An 18,750-nucleotide genomic window follows, 5' to 3' on the forward strand; every position below is an offset into this window, starting at 1 on the left:
GAATCGTCCTCCAGCGTCAACTCGATCGGCTCGCTCTCCTGCAGATCCTCCGGCGACCAACGGTCCAACCGCGAACCGGGACGATCGCCCGGCCGGGTCGTCGACGAGAAGAACCGGAACCGGGCGGGAGTCCCGACCACCACGCCGACTTCTTCCCCAGGCACGTCCGCTTCGCTGCCCTCTTCCATGCCCTGGGCGGCGACGCATACCGCACGCAGCGGCCGCGGTGCACCGGGAATCGCCAACCCCGCGGTCTCGATCCCGATGTAGTACGACTTCGCCGTGCCGCCGCGAATCCGAATCCCGCCGGCGACTTTGGCCCATCCGTAGAACGCGGCACCGATCGCCACCGAATGATCCAAATCCTCCGCCCCGCTGAGCAACGTCGGCGAGTGATCAAACCAACTCCCCACCGTCGACTCCATCCGCGAACGGATCGCGTCAGCCCGAAAGACGCCGCCGTTGAGCAGCAAATGCGTGACCGATGAACCGCCTCCGCTGTCGTTATTCGATTCGGAATCACCCGATCCGGAATCGCCCGCTTGCTTCAAATGATCGGCCAAGAAAGCCGCCACCTGTTTCGTAATCGCCGGGTCCGACTCGTACGGCAACCCGATGTCTTGGAAACCACTCTGCACGTTGATCTGCGGCCGTTCGTCCGCCCCGCACATCGGGAAAAATCCTTCCACCAACGTTCCCGCCGCTTCCGATTTGGACATCTCGATCGTAATCGTTCCGCCGATCAACGAACTGCCTCTGCCGAGCACCGAGATCGAATGCGAGCCCGGTCCCTCGGCCGCCATCAATCGCTCCTTCGCTTCGCGACACGCATGCCACAACGACGTGCTCTGCCACGGATCGAGATCGTGTCCTTGCTCGCGAAACTTCTCAGTCGCCTGATACGCCAACGCCAAGTCCATGTTGTCACCGCCGACCAACAAGTGATTGCCGACCGCGTGACGCCGCAGGACAAAGTCGCCGTCGTCCTCGCCGACACCGACGAGGGTCAAGTCCGTTGTCCCGCCACCGACGTCAACGACCAACAAAGTATCGCCGGGCTTCATCGACTCCCGCCACGATCCGCCGGCCGATGCCAGATAACGATAAACCGCCGCCTGTGGTTCCTCGAGCAACACGAACTGGTCGCTCAAACCGGCCTCGATCGCAGCCTGCCGGGTCAAATCTCGTGCCGCCGGATCGAACGACGCCGGCACCGTCAAAACAACCTGCTGCTGGTCAATCGGCGCGTCAGGAAACGCCGCGTGCCAGGCCGCGATCAAGTGTTGCAGGTAACGACGCGTGCACTCAAACGCCGAAACCTTCGGCACCTCCTCCGGTGATTGCCATGGTAACACCGCGTCAGTCCGTCCGACCTTGGCGTGACACAACCAGCTCTTCGCCGCCACGACGACGCGCTGCGGGTTGTCCGCGGATTGCTCTCTCGCGTACGCCCCCACCACGCCTTCGCTCGGATCCGGGAACGACGTCGGACTTTCCCCGTGGGGCAATGACGACGGATCGATCCGCAATGCGTCCACTTCGTTCTCGCGAGGCAGATACAAAAACGACGGCAGCGACGTCCGCGACTCGACCTGCCCCGGGCCGACGACTTGAGGAATCGGCAACAGATGAATCTCCGGCGCGTCATCCCGACGAACCGACTGCGAGTCGTCGCCCTCGTCCCTAGCCGTCGTGTACGCGACAACACTGTTGGTTGTCCCCAAGTCGATGCCGATACAATACTTTTCCATCACGAATCCGATCCCAACTCTGTGAGCACGTCGATGACTTGTTGATCGTGTCCGTCCACGCGAACGCGTTTCCAAACTTTAACGACCTTGCCGGCATCATCGAGCACGTAGGTGCAACGCTGCATGCCCATCGACTTTTTGCCATACATGTTCTTTTCTCGCCACGCGCCGTACTTTTCACTCATCGCGTGGTTCGCATCGACCAGCAACGGGAACGGCAATTCATACTCGTCGCGGAACTTCACGTGACTCTCGGCCGAGTCCGTGCTGATTCCGAACAACTGCGCCCCGAGCGATTTCATCTCGTCATACCGATCGCGAAACGCACACGCTTCCTTGGTACACCCCGGCGTGTTGTCTCGCGGATAGAAGTACAGCACGACGGGATTGCCCGCTAAATCTTTCAGACGAACGGTGTTGCCGTCCTGGTCCTTGAGCGTGAACGCGGGAGCCTTCTTTCCAGGTTCTAAATAATCAGCCATCGTCGGCGTGTCCGGGGTGAAATGAATCGCTAGCGTGATCGTGTGCCAGGTCGTCAGATCGATCGGCCGGTTGCCCTCGCGGTTTCGCGACCACAAAAGGCCAAACCGCGTACACCAAAACTTCCGATTCGAAACCTAGCGTTCGAAACCGGAATGGTACGAATCCAGCCCCGACTCGTCGAGGCTCCCCCTGGTCCCGCCGACAGACCTCCTGCCCGCGACCGGCCAATTCGCCAACGATACAACGTGGGATCGCTTGCATTCTCTCTATAGGGCAAATACGTTAACAATGAATCGCCGCGCCCTGCGCACGCCGAATCCCCCGCCATGCCCTCCCTCCCCAACCGCTCGCGAGCCTCTCGATGACAATCCGTCTCTTCCACGCGGCATGCCGCCTAACTCTCTGCCTTTTGGCGTTTTCCAATATCGCTCACGCCGGTGAGGCCACCGTCCCAGCGGACACCACCGCCGACGCGGAGTCGAAGTTCCAAACGCTCTTCGACGGCAAAACGCTCGACGGGTGGAAGGGACTGGATCCGTTTTGGTCCGTCGTCGACGGTTCGATCCAAGGACAAACGACAACCGAGCAACCAACCAAAGCGAACACGTTCTTGATCTGGCAAGGCGGCGAAGTCGCTGACTTCGAATTCCGTTGCCGCGTCCGTTTCGAAGGCAACAATTCCGGCGTCCAATACCGCAGCAAACTGGTTAATGAACAGGGCTACGCGTTGGCGGGCTATCAAGCCGACTTGCATCCCAAGCAGGAATACTTCGGCATGATGTACGGCGAAAAAACCGGTCGCGGCATCATCGCGACCCGCGGCCAACGAATCATCATCGGCGCCGACGGCAAAAAGAAGGTCATCGGCAAAGTCGGCAACGACACCCAATTCGTTGCATCGGACTGGAACGAACTTCGCATCGTCGCGGTAGGCAACCGGATGATCCACCAAGTCAACGGAATCACCACACTCGACCTCACCGACCGTCATCAAGACGCCACCACCACCGGGTTGCTCGGATTGCAACTGCACGCCGGTGCCCCGATGAAAGTCGAATTCCAAGACCTGCGTCTGCGACCCCTCACCGGACGCGACGCAGAAACCACGCTGTCGAATATCCTCCACGAACCAACGCCCGATAGCGTTTCGCTCTTCTCGCGATAAAAAACTCCCGAAGCGGAAGCCCCCGAGCCCTTGTACATGGATTCGCCAGAATTCAGACCACCGCAGCACAACCAAACCCGCTCACAAGCTTCCGGCGCTCTCCGAAGTCTTGGCGACTCCGGCCACGATCCTGCTCGCGAACGTTGACTTTATCGAGGAATCGCCACCTCGATCTCGCCACTGAATACCGCGCTGACGTCATGTCGCTCGGCAAAGGTCTCCGCCACCACGGAACGCTGGCGATTTAACTTTTCATCGAACAGAACGTTTCCTTTGTAGACCACACGAACGTTCTTATCGAAATCAATCATGTCGTCGTTGACGCGAATCCGCAGTCGCGGCACGTCGCACTGCACGATCTCGAACGACTGACCGTCACGTTTGACACGGACGACGGCGCCGGCTTTTTGATCGGCTTCATCGACCGCGACCCAATAGAAACGCGAATGAGTTCGATCGTCCTGCTTCCACACGATCGACTCAGGAAATCGATTCCGAGTGAACTTCGCCATCCACTGCACCGCGACCGCGTCTTTGCGCTGCATCCAGTGCCCCATCCCCTTGTGGATCGTTACCTCGTGAACGTATCCGCCTGGATCCTTCGCATGCAACTCCGCGAAACGGGCCTTCCACTGCGCGGCTTTCTGATTGCGGTTGTACGCTTTGTCGAGTCCACCCATGTGAATCGTGAAAGGCAAATTGCGTAGGCCCTCCGGTGTCGTCTCGTTGGGGTGCCCCGCCATCATCGCCGCCGCAGCCAACCGGTCCGCCATTCTCGGTGCGAGTTGAAAGACGCCGTCACCGCCCGCAGAATATCCCATGATGTAGACTCGATCGGGATTCACGCCCTCTAACAAAACCATGTTCTCGATAACACGTTGGAAGAAATCGTCGATGTGAGCTTCGTGCCACAAATTCCAATGGTCCGTCGGCGCTCGCGGGACGAAGTAAACTCCTTCCTCTGGCTGATAGAGTCTCTTTTGGTTTTCGTACTGTTGATCGTTCACGCGAGCGGGAGCCCCGCCACCGCCGTGCATCGAGATAAACAGTCGGCGTCCGTCTGCCGGTTTTTCACCGAACACCTTGTACCAAAACGGCATCTTCCGTTCGCCGATCGTGATCTCGCGTTTCGTGTTCTCCGCTTTGCGAACCGCTATCTCCGATTCGCGATACTTTGTCCACAACGATGCGACCATCTCATCGATCTGTGACTTGGTCGGCCCTTTCGCCTTCGTCTCTAACGTCGGATCGGACTGCTCCGCTTGAAACACAACTAACTGGTCATCGCCGACCACTCGCACTCTCTCTATCGGGAACTCGCCAAAACGAACGTCGTACGTTTCGCCCACCTTCAACGGGGCACTGATGTGATCGTTCCGGTCGAAACTCTCATCGTTGGTGACTCCGCGAAAAACTTCGCTGCCATCCATGTCCGAAACCACCAATCTCAGGCTAACCCGCTCGTTGGAATCGCCACGCATCGCCACAAACATGACACGCTCGGTACCCTCGGGTAGTTCTTCCTTCAACCGCGTGTAGCGATCGGTCACGTTCACCGCATAAACGTAGTCCGCCTTCCGATCCCACACCAAAGGAAACGTCACCGGTGTCTTGCGATAGGAACTCGCATAGATCGCGTGCAACCGGTTGTCGCGAATCGCCTTGGACGCCCGGTCCACGAACCAGCCCCGATTGAGATCACTGCCGGTCGCCTCGCACGCACCGGTGAAGTGCCAACCGTTGTCGTAGATCTCCACCCAACTGTGGTTCCCCGAACGATTGGACCACAACGGCGTTCCCACAAACCGCGAGGGAACCCCAACGGCGCGACACGCGTCGATCAACAACACGCTCAATCCCGAACACGACGCTAAACCTTGCTCGATCGATTCGCTCGGGCTTTGATCCGGTCGCCTGCGCTTGGTCGAATATTTGACATTCAGCGTTCGAAAGATGTTGTTGTTCAAGATCGCCGCCGCTTCGCCCGCCGTCTGAGCGTCGCGAACGAGTCCCGCGAACCGCTCATAGAAATCGGCCCGCCAATCTTCGCGAGTCTCCGTCACGCTCGCGTAGGGAAGCACATCATTGAGAAAAACATCCTTCGGGATCTGATCTCGCCAATTCGCCGACTCCCACGCTTCGTACGCCAAACGCACGTTCTCGAGCAAGTAATCCGCCTTCAACGTTTTCAGGTCCCGATCCGGCATGTGTCGAATCAGGAACTCCATCCCTTCACGCTGCGAATCAGGCACTTCCTCAAGCGCACGCTGCATCTGGTCGCGATTCTCGCCAGCCTTCTCGAGCGTCGCGGGTAACCATTCATCCGCACCGGAGATAGACACACACAGCAACGCGAGAACAAAACAAACACCGAACCGCATCAAGTCACCTTCTGATTCATTTGAGCCAAACGTTCACCCAGCATAGTCACATCTTCCCCCAATCCGCCCAACGATCACCTCAGCCGCCACCTCGAAGATTACCGATACGATTTTGGTCCATACCCGCGGCAACATCTATGCGGGACCGTGCGAGCAATCGACATTTCGACCATCCAAACGACTCGAACGTGCCGATCGGTTCTAAACCGGTCGGTCTGCCCGCGATGACGCCGCAATCAAAGCCACTGCGCAAACAGCACACAGCATCGTGGCAGGCTGATACGAGCCCGTGCGGTCGTGTGCAACGCTAAACAAATACGGACCAATCGCAGTTCCACCGACCACGATCGACGTCGAAAAACCCGAGATCGCTCCCAAATGTGTCCGCCCAAAAAAGCGTGGCCACGTCACGCCCGACACGATCGAAAACATTCCCTGCATCATCCCCATGCCGACCACGACGAAAACCAACGACGCTCCCGAATCCAAAAATGTCAACGCGATCGCGAGCGTCAAACTGCCGGCCGACTGAACCATCGCGAGATACTTCAACTTGACAAAATCACTCAGCCAACCGCCGACAAACTCAATCGCAACACTCACGCACGCCGCCGGAACGAACACCGCCACGGCACGCGCTCGCGACATCCCGGCGTCGGCAAAAATCGACACCACATGGAACGAAAACGCCGTCAACAACAATCCCGACAAGACAACGCTAAACGTCAACACCCAAAAACTATAGGTGCGTCTTGCCTCGGCGAGCGTGAATTGCCTTCCCTGCAAAGTCTCCGCGTGCGCCTTGCGTCCCTCTTTCGCAAAAGGCCCATCGGGCAACATCCCGTGTTCCTCAGGACGTGAACGACTGAAACACAGCGAAACAACCGCAAACCCGGCGACCAAAACCGCGATCGTCCTCCACGCCCACGACCAACCGCCCTTCTGAATCAACCACTCAAAGATCGGCGGCGTCACCGAAAACCCGAACGCAATCGAAATCCCGATAAACGCCAGCGCCATCCCGCGTCGCTGTTCAAACCACTCGAGCACCATGTTGCGTGACGATAACGTCAACATGCCCTGGCCGAAAAACCGCATTGCGAAAAAGCCAACCGACAACACCACGACCGAAACCGCGTCGCAATAGCTCTCCGGCAACAACGACGCGACGGCCCCCGCGATCCGATCGGACAGACTCATCCCGATCAAAACGACCGCTAGCATCGTTGCCGAAATCGTCGAAACCAAACGCCCTCCGAACCGATCGTACAGACGGCCGGCACGACTGATCATCAACGCGCTACCGATCGTTCCAGCGAGATACGCGAAACTGATCCAACTGCGTGACAACTCGTGCGCATCAATCAGGAAATCGGTGAACACCGACACACCAACTGTTTGGCCGGGCGCGCTCGCGAGCACACCCAACGTCCCGCAAACCAAAACCACCGTTCCGTAGAAAAAGGGGACTCGCGCCGGGTCAAACGGAAAACTGTCGAACCATCCCCACGTTGGTTTTCGCCGATTCGATGAGACAAGCGTCATGCAAATGCCAAGATCGCGGTGTGAGATAACTGCCAACGGACGTCGACGAGGGCGCTATTAAAAATGAGGTTGCCGATGTCGCCAGAATTACCGGCGTCTGAACCTGCCGAACCCTGCAATAGGGATCAAACACATCAAATGTCGAAACGCTGTAAACGACCGCAACGAAAGCAACGCGGCTATTTGAGCTCGTATCGCATTCGAAGTCAGTCGGGATTGACGCGTCGCACGTCGCGGTTTTGCCTTGACACGGTTCACTCGCGACACGGTTTTGCAATGAACGATTCTGGTTTCATGTTCGAGCGTTTCCACCTCTCCGCCGTCGACCTTTGGTATACTGCAGCGTTCCGCCAATAACACCCCACTGTATTGTTGGATGACCAGTAAGGTTGAATGACCAGTCAATCACAGAACCTACCGACGCGCATTTCGCTGTTAGAGCTTGCCCAATCAGGTCAAGATCATCCGGCATGGGAAGAGTTGCTCGAATACTACCGTCCCTTTATCCGGCGTGTACTGGTCCATCTAGGAATCTCGCAGGCTGATCTCGACGATGCATGTCAGCTAACACTGATGCGTTTATGGAAAGACTTGGCCAACTATCAACATCAACCCAACCGGGCACGCTTTCGCACCTGGCTGTCGCGGTTGGTGCACAACACAGCGATGGACTGGCATCGGCGACATAAACGAAGCCAGAAATCGTTCAGCACCGATGCGACTCATCTCGAACAAACCTTGATGTGCGAACCAGACATGGAACAGCAGATCGAGAAAGAGTGGCGTCAACACATCGTCAATCTCGCCCTCGAGCGTTTGCGTTCTGTTTTCTCCGGCGACGCACTCGACGTTTTTATCCGCAGCGTTGAAGGCGAATCGGCGGCCGAAATCAGCCGCGACTTGGGCATCCGCGAAGAGAGCGTTTACGTGCTCAAGCACCGAGTTAAGAAACGTTTGGTCCGCGAGTCCTACGAACTGCGACGCGAACTCGAATTCCCCGACCATCAACCCACCCCTGATTACACCCCCAACCCCGATCAGCAATTCACCCCCGATCAAAATTTCAACCCTGCCAACCAAATCAACCCTGCCAACCAAATCAACCCTGCCGACCAAATCAATCCTGCCGACCAACCCAACCCAGACCAACTCCCCTGACTCGCCTGCCAACCGTGCCCCGACCACGAGAACGCCACTCTCACCTCGAACCCACTTCTCATGACCGACGACCAGGCAACGCCACCTAACACCTCGGGACCGCTCGCACGGCTCGATTCGATCGTGGATGACGTGTTCGAACAGGCCGACCCGCTGAAGACCTCCGGCCACGGGCTGACGTCGGACGACGACATTTGTCCGTTGTACTGCGCCATTTCTCGCATCAAGACCCGCTACGAATCTCACGAACTCATCGGCCGGGGAGGAATGAAGGAGGTCTATCGCGTTTACGACGCCAAGGCAGCCCGGCACGCAGCACTAGCCAAACCTCGGCCAGAATTTTCACGCGATCATTTCGATGCCTTCCTGCGCGAGGCTCACCTGACCGCCCGGCTCGATCACCCCAACATCATCGACCTGTTCGACATGGGAGTGGACGCGGAAGGCCGCCCCTTCTTCACGATGGAGCTGAAACTCGGTCGTTCCTTGCGAGACGTGATCAAAGGAATCAAAAAAGGGGAACAGGACGCAGAGTTCCCGTTGCACCGCCGGCTGGAAATCTTTCAAAAGGTTTGCGACGCGATCGCCTACGCCCACTCACGGCGAGTGCTGCACCTCGACATCAAACCCGAAAACATCTTTGTCGGGGATTTCGGGGAAGTGAAAGTTTGCGACTGGGGAATGGGCGTTGTCATGGCCCGCGAGAAAGACCAGAGCGAATCGACGGTCCTGCTCGACCCCGACCTGTACGGTTCGCTGCTCGATTCCGCGAAGGGGACACCCATCTACATGTCGCCCGAGCAAAAAGACCGGCGACAAACCAAGACGCCACGGATGGACATCTACTCGATGGGATGCCTTCTCGGCGAACTCCTCACCCTCGACGTCCCCACCACGGACTCCGATGCGCTCACCCGAGTCGATCCCGCGTTGGCTGCAACGGTCCGCAAGGCGACCAAGCCCAACCCGGAGGATCGATACCAAAAGATTGAAGATCTCCGGGAAGACATCTCGCGTTTCCTCAGCGGATACAGCACGTCGGTCGAATCGCCCAGCCTACGACGCGAGGCCGCCCTGTTCTACCGTCGGCATCGCGAGACCTGTTCGATCGCGATCGGTTTGTTCACCATCTTTACGTTTTGCGTCGCGTACTTTGTCATCCAACTCCGCCTCAGCCGCCAAGACGCCGTCGAAGCACGCGACCGTGCTGAAAAGGCACAGGCGGCGGCCGAAAGTTCGCAAAAGCAGGCCGAAGATTCGCTCGCTCGGTATCTCGCCGAAAAGCGATCCTCACAAGAACGCGAAATGTCGCAGGTCCTCTCGGCGATCAATCACTCCGACTTCATCACCGACGCGATGCTGCTACGTGAAGAAGCGATGCCGGCCGCGATCAATCACGCGTTGCAGCATATCAAAACGATTATTCAGTTTGACCCACTACCGGAATCCAAAGTTTGGTTGCAAACGTTTTACCTGCATTTCCTAACTCAAGATTTTGACGCGGCGTTGGCGCTGTCGGAAGAAGGCAAGATCATCGATCTCGATCTCGTGCACCTCGCGGAGAAGTACCAGACGTTTCAGGACACCGACGGTAACCTCACCACCGACGATTTCATTGCACTCATACGGGACTTATGCAAACACCGTCCTAAGAAACCACAGCGCGGGCAACTCGCCGAAAAGATGATCATCTATGACAGCCTGCAGAGGAACTCAATCGAAGATCTCGAAAGAGTGACCAACGCGTGGATCCATATCAACAACCCGCACTGGGACCCGCTGCAATTCTCTTTCGATCCGGAAACCGAGACGGTTCGGTTGCGTGGTGCGAAACTCATTCGTTTGTTCCGTCGTTTTCCCGGAAGACTCGATAACCAAGTCCCACTGAGCCTTCTCTACGTCCTGCGTCCCAAGGTGCTGGACGTTCGCGAAACCGGCCTCGAAAACTTGACGGGTTTGGCAGGCCTCAATCTACAGGAACTCGATATCCGCGATACCGCGATCACCGACTTGACACCTCTCCTGCACAAACACGATCTTAGGCGACTGCATATCTCGCCCGGTCAATTGTCAGAACTGTATCTCGAACAACTCCCCGAATCCGTCGAGGTGTTCATGGGCAATTGACCTCGGCCCGCACCATCGAGACGCTGACGTGTTCCGCACCCCAACGAGCCGACCAATGAAGTTCCCCTGCACCCCTGTCCTGCCCACCACCTGTAACCGGCCCCTCATGTGCATCAGGCTTCTCAGTTGCATCAAGAGCCTCGCCTGCATCCTGGCTCTCACGTGTTCCGTGATCGGCCACGCCGCCGAGCCCGCTCAGTACGACCGCGATGCCGACCGACATGAGTTTACCGTTTTCATGAAAGAAGGCGGTTGGTGTTGGTATCAAGATCCACGAGCGATCTTGCACGATGGCAAACTTTTCATCGGTTCGGTTCAGGGCAACGGTGCCGGCCCGGCTCTCGTTGGCGTCTACGATGTGGCCGAAGACCGACCGATCGGGCTCGCAACGATGAACGCGCGATTCGATCATGACGATCACAACTCACCCGTCTTTCATGTCTGTCCCGATGGCCGTGTGCTCGCCGTCTATGCCCGGCACAATCGTGACCGCTATCACTACTCGCGCTACACGACTCTCGACTCGCCGCTGCAGTGGAGCGACGAGCAAAAACACGAGCGAGTGATGGCCAGCCCACGTGACAACGTGACCTACATGAACCTCTTCGAAATCGCCGACGGTTCGCTCGCGATTTTCTTCCGCGGCATCAATTTCGATCCTTCCTTCGTCACGTCAAACGATTGCGGAGAAACATGGAACGAGCCGGTCCACTTCTTTCAAAGCGAAGTCGGCGGACGCCACCGTCCCTATGCACGCTATACCGGTGGCGACGACGGAACCGTGCACGTGGCGATCACCGACGCACACCCTCGCGATTACGGAAACAGTATCTACTACTTCTGCTTCCGCGACGGGCAATTTTTTAGCGCCGACAACACGCGCATCAAATCACTCGAAAGAGACGGACCGCTGCGTCCGAGCGAAACCGAACGCGTCTACCAAGGCACAGGCAAACCGGGGCGAGGTCCTATCCTCAGCGCCGAGGGAGCTGCATGGACGAGTTCCATCGCCATCGACAAACAGGGACACCCACACATCGGCTACACCGTCTACCGGAGCAATCAAGACCAACGATACCGGATCGCGTCGTGGAACGGTGAGCAGTGGATCGACCGCGAAGTCGCATTCGGAGGCAATTGCCTCTACGACCGCGAGGCCAGTTACACAGGCCTGATCACACTCGATCCCGTCGACCCAACCTTTGTCGTGATCTCCACCGACGTCGATCCGTCGACGGGGAAAGACCTTAACGGACAACACGAAATCTATCGGGCCCAATTATCGCCGGCAGACAACGTTGAGACCATTCAATGGACTCCAATCACTCATGACTCCCACGTCAAAAACATCCGCCCCGTCATCGTAAGAGACGAAACACGTCGAGTGATCCTGTGGAACCGCGGCGACTTCCAAACCTACACCAACTACCAACTCGACACCGTCGGCCTGATCGAAACGAAATAAACACGGTTCATCATCTAGCTCTGACGGAACACCCGTCACTCGCTCGATGAACTCCCGACTGTCCTAAAAAACGGCCGAGACCTTCCGCCTGATCGCCATAACCGAACGAACCCTCCCAATACCCAAGCGTCGCAGTGCCGTTCTGTTCAGAAGTTCATTGACGTGGCCGCCGTTGCGTTGAATCTTTTTCTGCACACTGAAGTGCAGATTACAAAAACAACGTTTTGGTAGAGCCCCTGTGATGCGGCGGAAGATTCAAACCTGCATTGATCGTGAACGTGACTTTGGTGTCGAGGAACTGTTCTTCTCGACCACCGATCGTCGCGGCGTGATCCTCAGCGGAAACGACGTCTTCGTACGCGTTTCTGGGTACGAAGAGTCGGAACTAATCGGCCAACCGCACAGCAAGATCCGACATCCCGACATGCCCGCGTCGGTCTTTCGCGTGTTTTGGGACACGATCCAAGCGGACCAACCGATCGCCGCCTACGTCAAAAACCGAGCCAAGACCGGCGAGTATTACTGGGTGATGGCGGTCGCCACCCCGATTGATAACGGGTATTTGTCGGTCCGAGTCAAACCGACCAGCGAACTGTTGCCGATCGTATCGGACGTCTATGCCCGCGTCCTCGCCGATGAACACGCAGCCTCCGAAGAAGGACTCAGTATAGACGCAACTATTGAAGTCGGGCTCGCAAGTCTCACCAAAGAACTGCATGCTCTCGGCTTCGCGGACTATCCGACGTTCATGCATCAGGCACTGGCCAGCGAAATGACGCGTCGCCAAAACACGTTGAAGCAACGCAAATCCAACTCGCATCACTGGGCATCGCATGCGTTCGCGTCTGGTCACCACTCGTCGCCCATCAGCCAACTCGCCAACGCCAACCGTGAATGCGATCGCAACCTCGCCGACATGCTCGCGGAGTTGTCTTCCCTGAATGAATCCAACGGCAGCTTCCTACAATCGTGTCACACGATGCGACAACTTTCCGCATCGATCAGTACGGTCGCGTTGAACGCGCGAGTCGCCGCGACGACTCGGACGCTCGAGGCCATCGCTGGTGAACTCGCCGCCGCCGAGAAGGACACGCGCGAACAGATCGTTGAATTGCTCGACCAAGTCAACAACGTTCGCTCGTCTCTGACCACGTTGTCGTTCGACATTTGCGTCGCGGCACTGCAAAGCGAGATCGCCACGCATTTCTTGAACCAAATCCAGTTCACCGAATCCTCGTCGGCGACCAAACACCTCGAACTGTTGTTGCGACAATCCGACGAGAAACTGCAGACTCTCTTCGGAGGCCTCGAGCGCGCCGAAAATTGGTTTCAAGAAATCGCTAAGTCCACCTCACACCTGCAACGCAACGCAAAGATCCTGCGGTTCATTCGAATGGCGGGCGTCACCGAAGCCGCTCTGCTACCGCCGGAACACGCCTTTGGCGGACTGTTCGACCGCGTGAAGTCCAGCATCACATCGCTGTTGGAAATCTGCGAAACGCTGCGATCGGACACCCAGCAATGTGAATCCGAGATCCGAAACCTCAACGTTCTCAAGACGACGCTATCAAGCAATCTCCAACGCGTCCGGATCGAAAAGTCGATGACACTCGTCGGCTAAACGTTTTTACAAATCGTGTAGCTCCGGTTCCCACCGGACGAATTCGACCCTGCCGGTAGGAACCGGACCTACGCGACCAACATGAATCCGCCGTTCCGGGCTTTGTGCACAAAAAACACCGCCCAACGTTTGGCCAAATCTCTTCACGCCCCAACGGGGCATCCCCTAGCAGGCTGTTGATATACTAGCCCGCTGCGCAAGCAAGGGATCCCACACAATCCCTCGCTCGCCGGTTTGTCGATTTAATCAAGAGTCAACCTGTTTCGTTTAACCGGTAGCGGTGGGCGACATGGCAGTGGCAAGTAGGTCGCCTTTGGCTGTCCGTTAAACGCAGTACCGTTCAATTTTCGTTTAACCCGTGCCCGAAGGGTAGGTTGTGTTCCGTCAAGCGTCGCCTACGGCTACCGGTTAAACGAAAACGCCACAACCCGGTGCTTCATTGAACTGTATTGCCGTTAAACGAAGAAACCAACAGCCCGCTAGCTCAACCGGCTCCCGCCATCGCTCGATTAGGACCGCTTCTTCGAGGCTAGGGATTGGAATGCGTGTCCGCCGGTCCCAAGGCGTTGCCTTGGGCTGACATAGCGTGGCCCCTTGGGGCTGTTGTCATTGGGGCAGTGCTACCGGCAATAGAAGCGCTACGGCATCAACTCAATCTCACCCGGTCGCCATGTTTTATCAAACCATGGATCGAGCGGTCCGTAGAGACGCAGGATCGTGTACCAACCTTTGCCGGCAACCGTCTGGATCCAATTTCGCTCCTTGCCCTCGGGTGCCTTTGGCCCAAAGTACAGATCCACCGAACCATCTGAATTTTCTACCAACTCACTCCGTTTGGAATTCTTGCTCGGAAACGGCTGGCCGGTTTGCAGTTCCGAACGCGTTTGAGGATCGTAGATCACCACTGACCAAAAATCCTTCACGGGAACGTTTGCCGGAATCATCAGCTTGTACGTCTTCGATCCGTCGAGGTACTTGCCGTCTTTGTCCGCAACCGCGTACGCGTACTGCGACCCTTTCCCTACCATCTTCAACACCATCGCGGGCGTGTTCACCGTCGCTTGGTAGAAGAACATCGTTCGCGCGTCGAGGTTTCGCCCACCGACTCCTTTGTCTCGCAGCCATCGATAATCGCCGCCGACAAACGCCGTCATCCACTGGCTATCCGAGTCGGGATAGATGGACACCCCATCCATTCGGGGACGAAACACGAGAGCCCTCGCGGTCGCATTTCCGATCGCCACGGCATCGACCAACAATCGCTTCATCCGTTCATCGGGATTGAACGGCTTTCCCTTCACGATACCGATCGAGGCGAACAACCCACGCATCTCCGGATCGAGCAACCCGACAGGCTCGCGATCGACCACACGGTTCAACTCCCCATAGAACTCGAAGTTATTCGCATGGATGGTGTTGAAGGACTTCGTCGACCCACTCACGAAACGCATCTCGGGTGGATTGTTTCGTTTCGCGAACGGATAGACGTTGAAGCCGTTGCGAAACATCGCGGCCGAAAAATCCGTCTTGCCGTCAACCAAGAATCCTCGCAGGATCACCCAATTGACGTAGCTCGGCGACTCCACCACGAAATACTTTTCTCCGTCGATCTCGGTTTCTTTGCCGCCGATGGGACCATCCCAATCGCCCTCATAACCTGGAGGCAGAATCAAGTACTTGCCCCCTTTCCCGCCGTCGGGTCCGGGCACTCCCATGTCGATCACGAACCGAAAATACGCGTCGTTGACGGTTCCTGGTCCGCACTTGGCCGGGATTTCAACAACGGTCGGTCCGTCTTGGTCGAGATGCAGAAACGTCGAGCAATAAACGGTATCGGTATTCGCGGTCAAAAACAGCGGATTGGAATCGGCCAGGTGATCAAACAACAGCACTTCGTTGGAACGTTCGATACCGAGTTCAACATGCCCTTCCCGAAGCCCTTCGATGGAGGTCGCCGGGATACCGTTGAGGAATGTTTCGACTCCACGCATCACCGTTAGGTTGTCGTAAAGCTTGTCGACGGTTGGCTCGTCGGGCATCCCGTCAAAAAAGCTCAGCTTCCCGATCGACGTATCCACTTCGCTGGGCGTCATGATCTTGTCAGGGATCTTCGTGTTGTAACCGGGCGTCGGCTCGTCCGCTCCCACGACACCCACCGAACAAAGCCCAACGCTCAACAAAGCGCAAGCAGACTTCCGGAAAACCTCAAAAACATTTCTCACGAACATCACACAAACGCCCCATGATGGAAGTAGCAGGAAAAGCTGAATAGAACCCAGGTCATACCGAGCGCGACCTACGGACACACGCATCTTACACTTTTGTTTGAAGTGTCATGCGGGGCGCAACCCACTTTTGTTGCTTGGTGCATGTTGTGCACGAGTTGCGTGTACGCTTGTTGCGTGTGTCACGCGGACCATAACCTACCGAAGATTTGCGGATGTGGCGGATACCTGATCCTCGGCGTCTTCTGCGAGAGGAATGACTTTCATGTTGGTCACTCGATACCGAACCAACTCTGAGTCGTTGGCTCCGAACTGAACGTTATAGCGTCCGAACTGGACGTATCCGTGCGTATCGATCCTTCGACGCATCGCTTCCACCTCACTTGAATTGACAAACCCTCTCAAACTGTCGTCTCGAACCTCGAGTCGCACTTTGGCTTTGACCGCTTGATCGAAACTGTAAATCTTCCGATGTGGGTCGTCGCCCCAATATCCATAACTCGGCAGGCTGTCGAACACGATCTGTTTAAGCGTTGGCTGAAAACGCAACGTCCCGCCGCTGAAGCTCTGCTCGAAGTTTTCGCCACCGACAGGCCCCGCAAACAACGCGATCGAGAAGTAATCATCGGTTCCCTCGATCAATTCGACCTCTGCCTCGATCGCGTGCGGACCGGTGAACAACAGCATCGGACGCATGATCGAGAGGGAATCTTTATAGGGCGTACGTATCTCGATGCCATTTTCAACATAAACCGGACGCTCGCGGAAATAGCAGTCCCAACCCAACTTCTCCTCATCGATGGCCAACAGAACGGGCTCGCCTGCGTGATAGGTCGTCCACCAATCACAAATCCGTTCACAATGATCTAAGACCCACTGGGCATCTTTCCCGTACACTTCTCTCAATCGCTCGATGATCTCTCGGTCATGAGCGACCTTCGCTTCGGTCAACCGATCGCTGCGCATGAATAGATCATTGTGAAGCGTCAGCCAAAGCGCCGTCTCGCCGCGGGAAGCAAAGTAGCTGACCATATAGGCCAGATTCAAATTCATAAAATAGCTCAGTCGATACTCTTTCTCCCGGTACGCTGGGAGATGCTCCGTGAACACCCACGCGAGATCTGAAAACTGGCCCCAATCCCATAGCACGCGAGCCACTAACATCGCACGCCCTCCACCGAATTTACCGTGCCCGTTCGAAGGGCTTGTTTTGAGATACTTGATGATCCCCTTGGCACAATGCAACAGACTGAATTCGGCATTTAACGGAAGTTGACGTGATTGATTGACGACCGCATTCCATGCAAAGTGTGACGCGTACAAAGGGATAGGCAAATCATCGCGATCGACCGCCGCACAGAGTGCGATCATCTGATCCAACTCCTCACGTGGCTCACCCCATTTTGGAACGAGATAGGTTGCGAGAACAGTATAGAACTGCTCATCGTCGCACGCGTTCGCAATTCCGATCCGAAACCATTGTTGTTTGGAATAAGGAGTTCCCCCATTGGACGACTCAAGCGACAGCAGTTCCCTGATCACACTCAGGCAACTCGGATTTAAAGTCCAACAACGCAGCAAATGTTTCGACGCAACCTCATTCATGTTGTACGCAATCTCGAGATCTTCTTTCGCCGTTTCACTTATAAATCGGCTACCACGAGCCCGCTTCGCGATCCCTCTCGTAAAGGCACTGGCAAAATAGTGCTGCATCCACAGAGGGAACTCATGCTCAGACAATCCGCATAGCCGAATAACAAAATCCCCGCGTGCGGTACCGTTCATCTTGTCAAAGTGACGTCGCCCGTTGTCGCGCAGCATTTCCAACGCCCCGGCATCTCCAATTTGCTCGGCAACCGCGTCGACGAAGGCGTCCGTTGCTTGCTCCAAATTGCTGACGTAGTTCACGTCCGACCAACGATTCCGGAACTCGTTTGCCTTGATCTTGACCATCGCTTCGAGGAGTTTGCAAACCGGACGCATCTCAAGGTTCTGCAGTGCGGCTTGGTAGTATTCGTATCGTTGGTCACTACCTCGCTCTTCATTGAGCATCAAGATGTAGAGCACGAGCGGATCACGGCATCCGTTCTTGTACTCGCCTCGAAGAACATCCAAAGGTTCTTGATACTCACCGGCCATGCAAAACATCCCCAACAGCACCTGCCGCATAGGCCCAGCGATACGAACCTTGTCGGAGTCCGGGAGAGAACTGTGCTTCTCGAAATTGTCGACGTAGAGATTCGCTACTGTCGCCCGGTTCGCGAGCGAGTCCTTGAAATTCCGTCCACCGTCGTCGCCAATCAAAGGTGTGTTGAATGGATCCCGAAGTGCCGCGTCCAAATGCGCGTCTGACGTCCGTATCGCCTCGTCGGTCTCACTCCAGTCTTCTTCCAGATCACCTAACTGCGCCTCGAGCTTGCCGATCGCCGACCGGACATCTTCCGTGTAGGAATCCATCGTATTGACGACGTTCGACGTATACCGCTGAACCTTGCCGAATTGCTGCCACTTCTCCGAATCCGTCGTCACAATGGCTTGCGTGTCACTACTAACGCCGACTGTCAACCACGCGGCAACACCCGTGGGAATGAGAAGCATGGCAACCGCCAATCCCCAGAAAAGAGGCCTCCGCCAGTACGCGTGCCTTGAACGGGATTGAGAGGACGCGCGTGCAGAAGCAGCAGTCGTATTCGACTCCATGAGAGATGCCCCAAAAATGTCTGATGCTTGAAGAGAACCGAACGGCCGTTGGTGTGATCCAGCGGGTCGGTGGCATCATGATACGCGCTCACAATGGCAGCGTGTTGTGCGTGTGAAAGGAAATAGGCC

At 56.5% G+C, this 18,750-nt stretch carries 11 protein-coding genes; 5 read left to right on the forward strand and 6 right to left on the reverse strand.

Going from position 1 to position 18,750, the window contains the following annotated elements; all coding sequences use genetic code 11:
- Positions 1 to 1,751 (reverse strand): Hsp70 family protein (locus RSSM_RS05080; RefSeq protein ID WP_008675293.1); only part of this gene is annotated, 1,751 nt, incomplete at its 3' end.
- On the reverse strand, positions 1,751 to 2,233 hold the full coding sequence (gene bcp, locus RSSM_RS05085; protein ID WP_044301185.1) for a thioredoxin-dependent thiol peroxidase: 483 nt from the start codon (positions 2,231 to 2,233) through the stop codon (positions 1,751 to 1,753). The genes bcp and RSSM_RS05080, both read right to left, overlap by 1 nt.
- Positions 2,234 to 2,595: 362 nt before the next feature.
- Here bcp and RSSM_RS05095 point away from each other — a divergent pair, with 362 nt between their 5' ends.
- A complete protein-coding gene (locus RSSM_RS05095; RefSeq protein WP_081613689.1) occupies positions 2,596 to 3,399 on the forward strand; it encodes a 3-keto-disaccharide hydrolase in 804 nt (267 codons plus the stop codon).
- Between the two features lie 149 nt (positions 3,400 to 3,548).
- Here RSSM_RS05095 and RSSM_RS05100 read toward each other — a convergent pair whose 3' ends face one another.
- Together RSSM_RS05100 and RSSM_RS05105 are read right to left on the reverse strand one after the other, a co-directional pair.
- A complete protein-coding gene (locus RSSM_RS05100; protein WP_008675296.1) occupies positions 3,549 to 5,780 on the reverse strand; it encodes a transglutaminase domain-containing protein in 2,232 nt (743 codons plus the stop codon).
- Between the two features lie 201 nt (positions 5,781 to 5,981).
- On the reverse strand, positions 5,982 to 7,325 hold the full coding sequence (locus tag RSSM_RS05105; protein ID WP_008675297.1) for an MFS transporter: 1,344 nt from the start codon (positions 7,323 to 7,325) through the stop codon (positions 5,982 to 5,984).
- A gap of 393 nt (positions 7,326 to 7,718) precedes the next feature.
- Between RSSM_RS05105 and RSSM_RS05115 the strand changes: the two genes are divergently transcribed.
- From RSSM_RS05115 to RSSM_RS31450, 4 genes are all read left to right on the forward strand, one after another.
- Complete coding sequence (locus tag RSSM_RS05115; protein WP_008675300.1) at positions 7,719 to 8,483, forward strand: RNA polymerase sigma factor; 765 nt, start codon at positions 7,719 to 7,721, stop codon at positions 8,481 to 8,483.
- A 60-nt stretch (positions 8,484 to 8,543) separates the two neighbouring features.
- On the forward strand, positions 8,544 to 10,610 hold the full coding sequence (locus RSSM_RS05120) for a serine/threonine-protein kinase (RefSeq protein WP_008675301.1): 2,067 nt from the start codon (positions 8,544 to 8,546) through the stop codon (positions 10,608 to 10,610).
- 55 nt (positions 10,611 to 10,665) lie between these two features.
- On the forward strand, positions 10,666 to 12,075 hold the full coding sequence (locus tag RSSM_RS05125) for a BNR-4 repeat-containing protein (protein WP_236620952.1): 1,410 nt from the start codon (positions 10,666 to 10,668) through the stop codon (positions 12,073 to 12,075).
- Between the two features lie 241 nt (positions 12,076 to 12,316).
- Positions 12,317 to 13,696, forward strand: a complete 1,380-nt coding sequence (locus RSSM_RS31450; RefSeq protein WP_052335985.1) for a PAS domain-containing protein — start codon at positions 12,317 to 12,319, stop codon at positions 13,694 to 13,696.
- 638 nt (positions 13,697 to 14,334) lie between these two features.
- On the opposite strand, the gene RSSM_RS05135 is transcribed toward RSSM_RS31450, so the two are convergent.
- Positions 14,335 to 15,843: a DUF1254 domain-containing protein gene (locus RSSM_RS05135; RefSeq protein ID WP_236620953.1), complete on the reverse strand. Its 1,509-nt coding sequence runs from the start codon at positions 15,841 to 15,843 to the stop codon at positions 14,335 to 14,337.
- A gap of 276 nt (positions 15,844 to 16,119) precedes the next feature.
- Positions 16,120 to 18,519: a hypothetical protein gene (locus RSSM_RS05140; protein WP_044301189.1), complete on the reverse strand. Its 2,400-nt coding sequence runs from the start codon at positions 18,517 to 18,519 to the stop codon at positions 16,120 to 16,122.
- Positions 18,520 to 18,750 lie beyond the last annotated feature (231 nt).

Origin of the sequence: Aporhodopirellula sallentina SM41 (assembly GCF_000346505.1) — a bacterium.
Lineage (GTDB): Bacteria > Planctomycetota > Planctomycetia > Pirellulales > Pirellulaceae > Rhodopirellula > Rhodopirellula sallentina.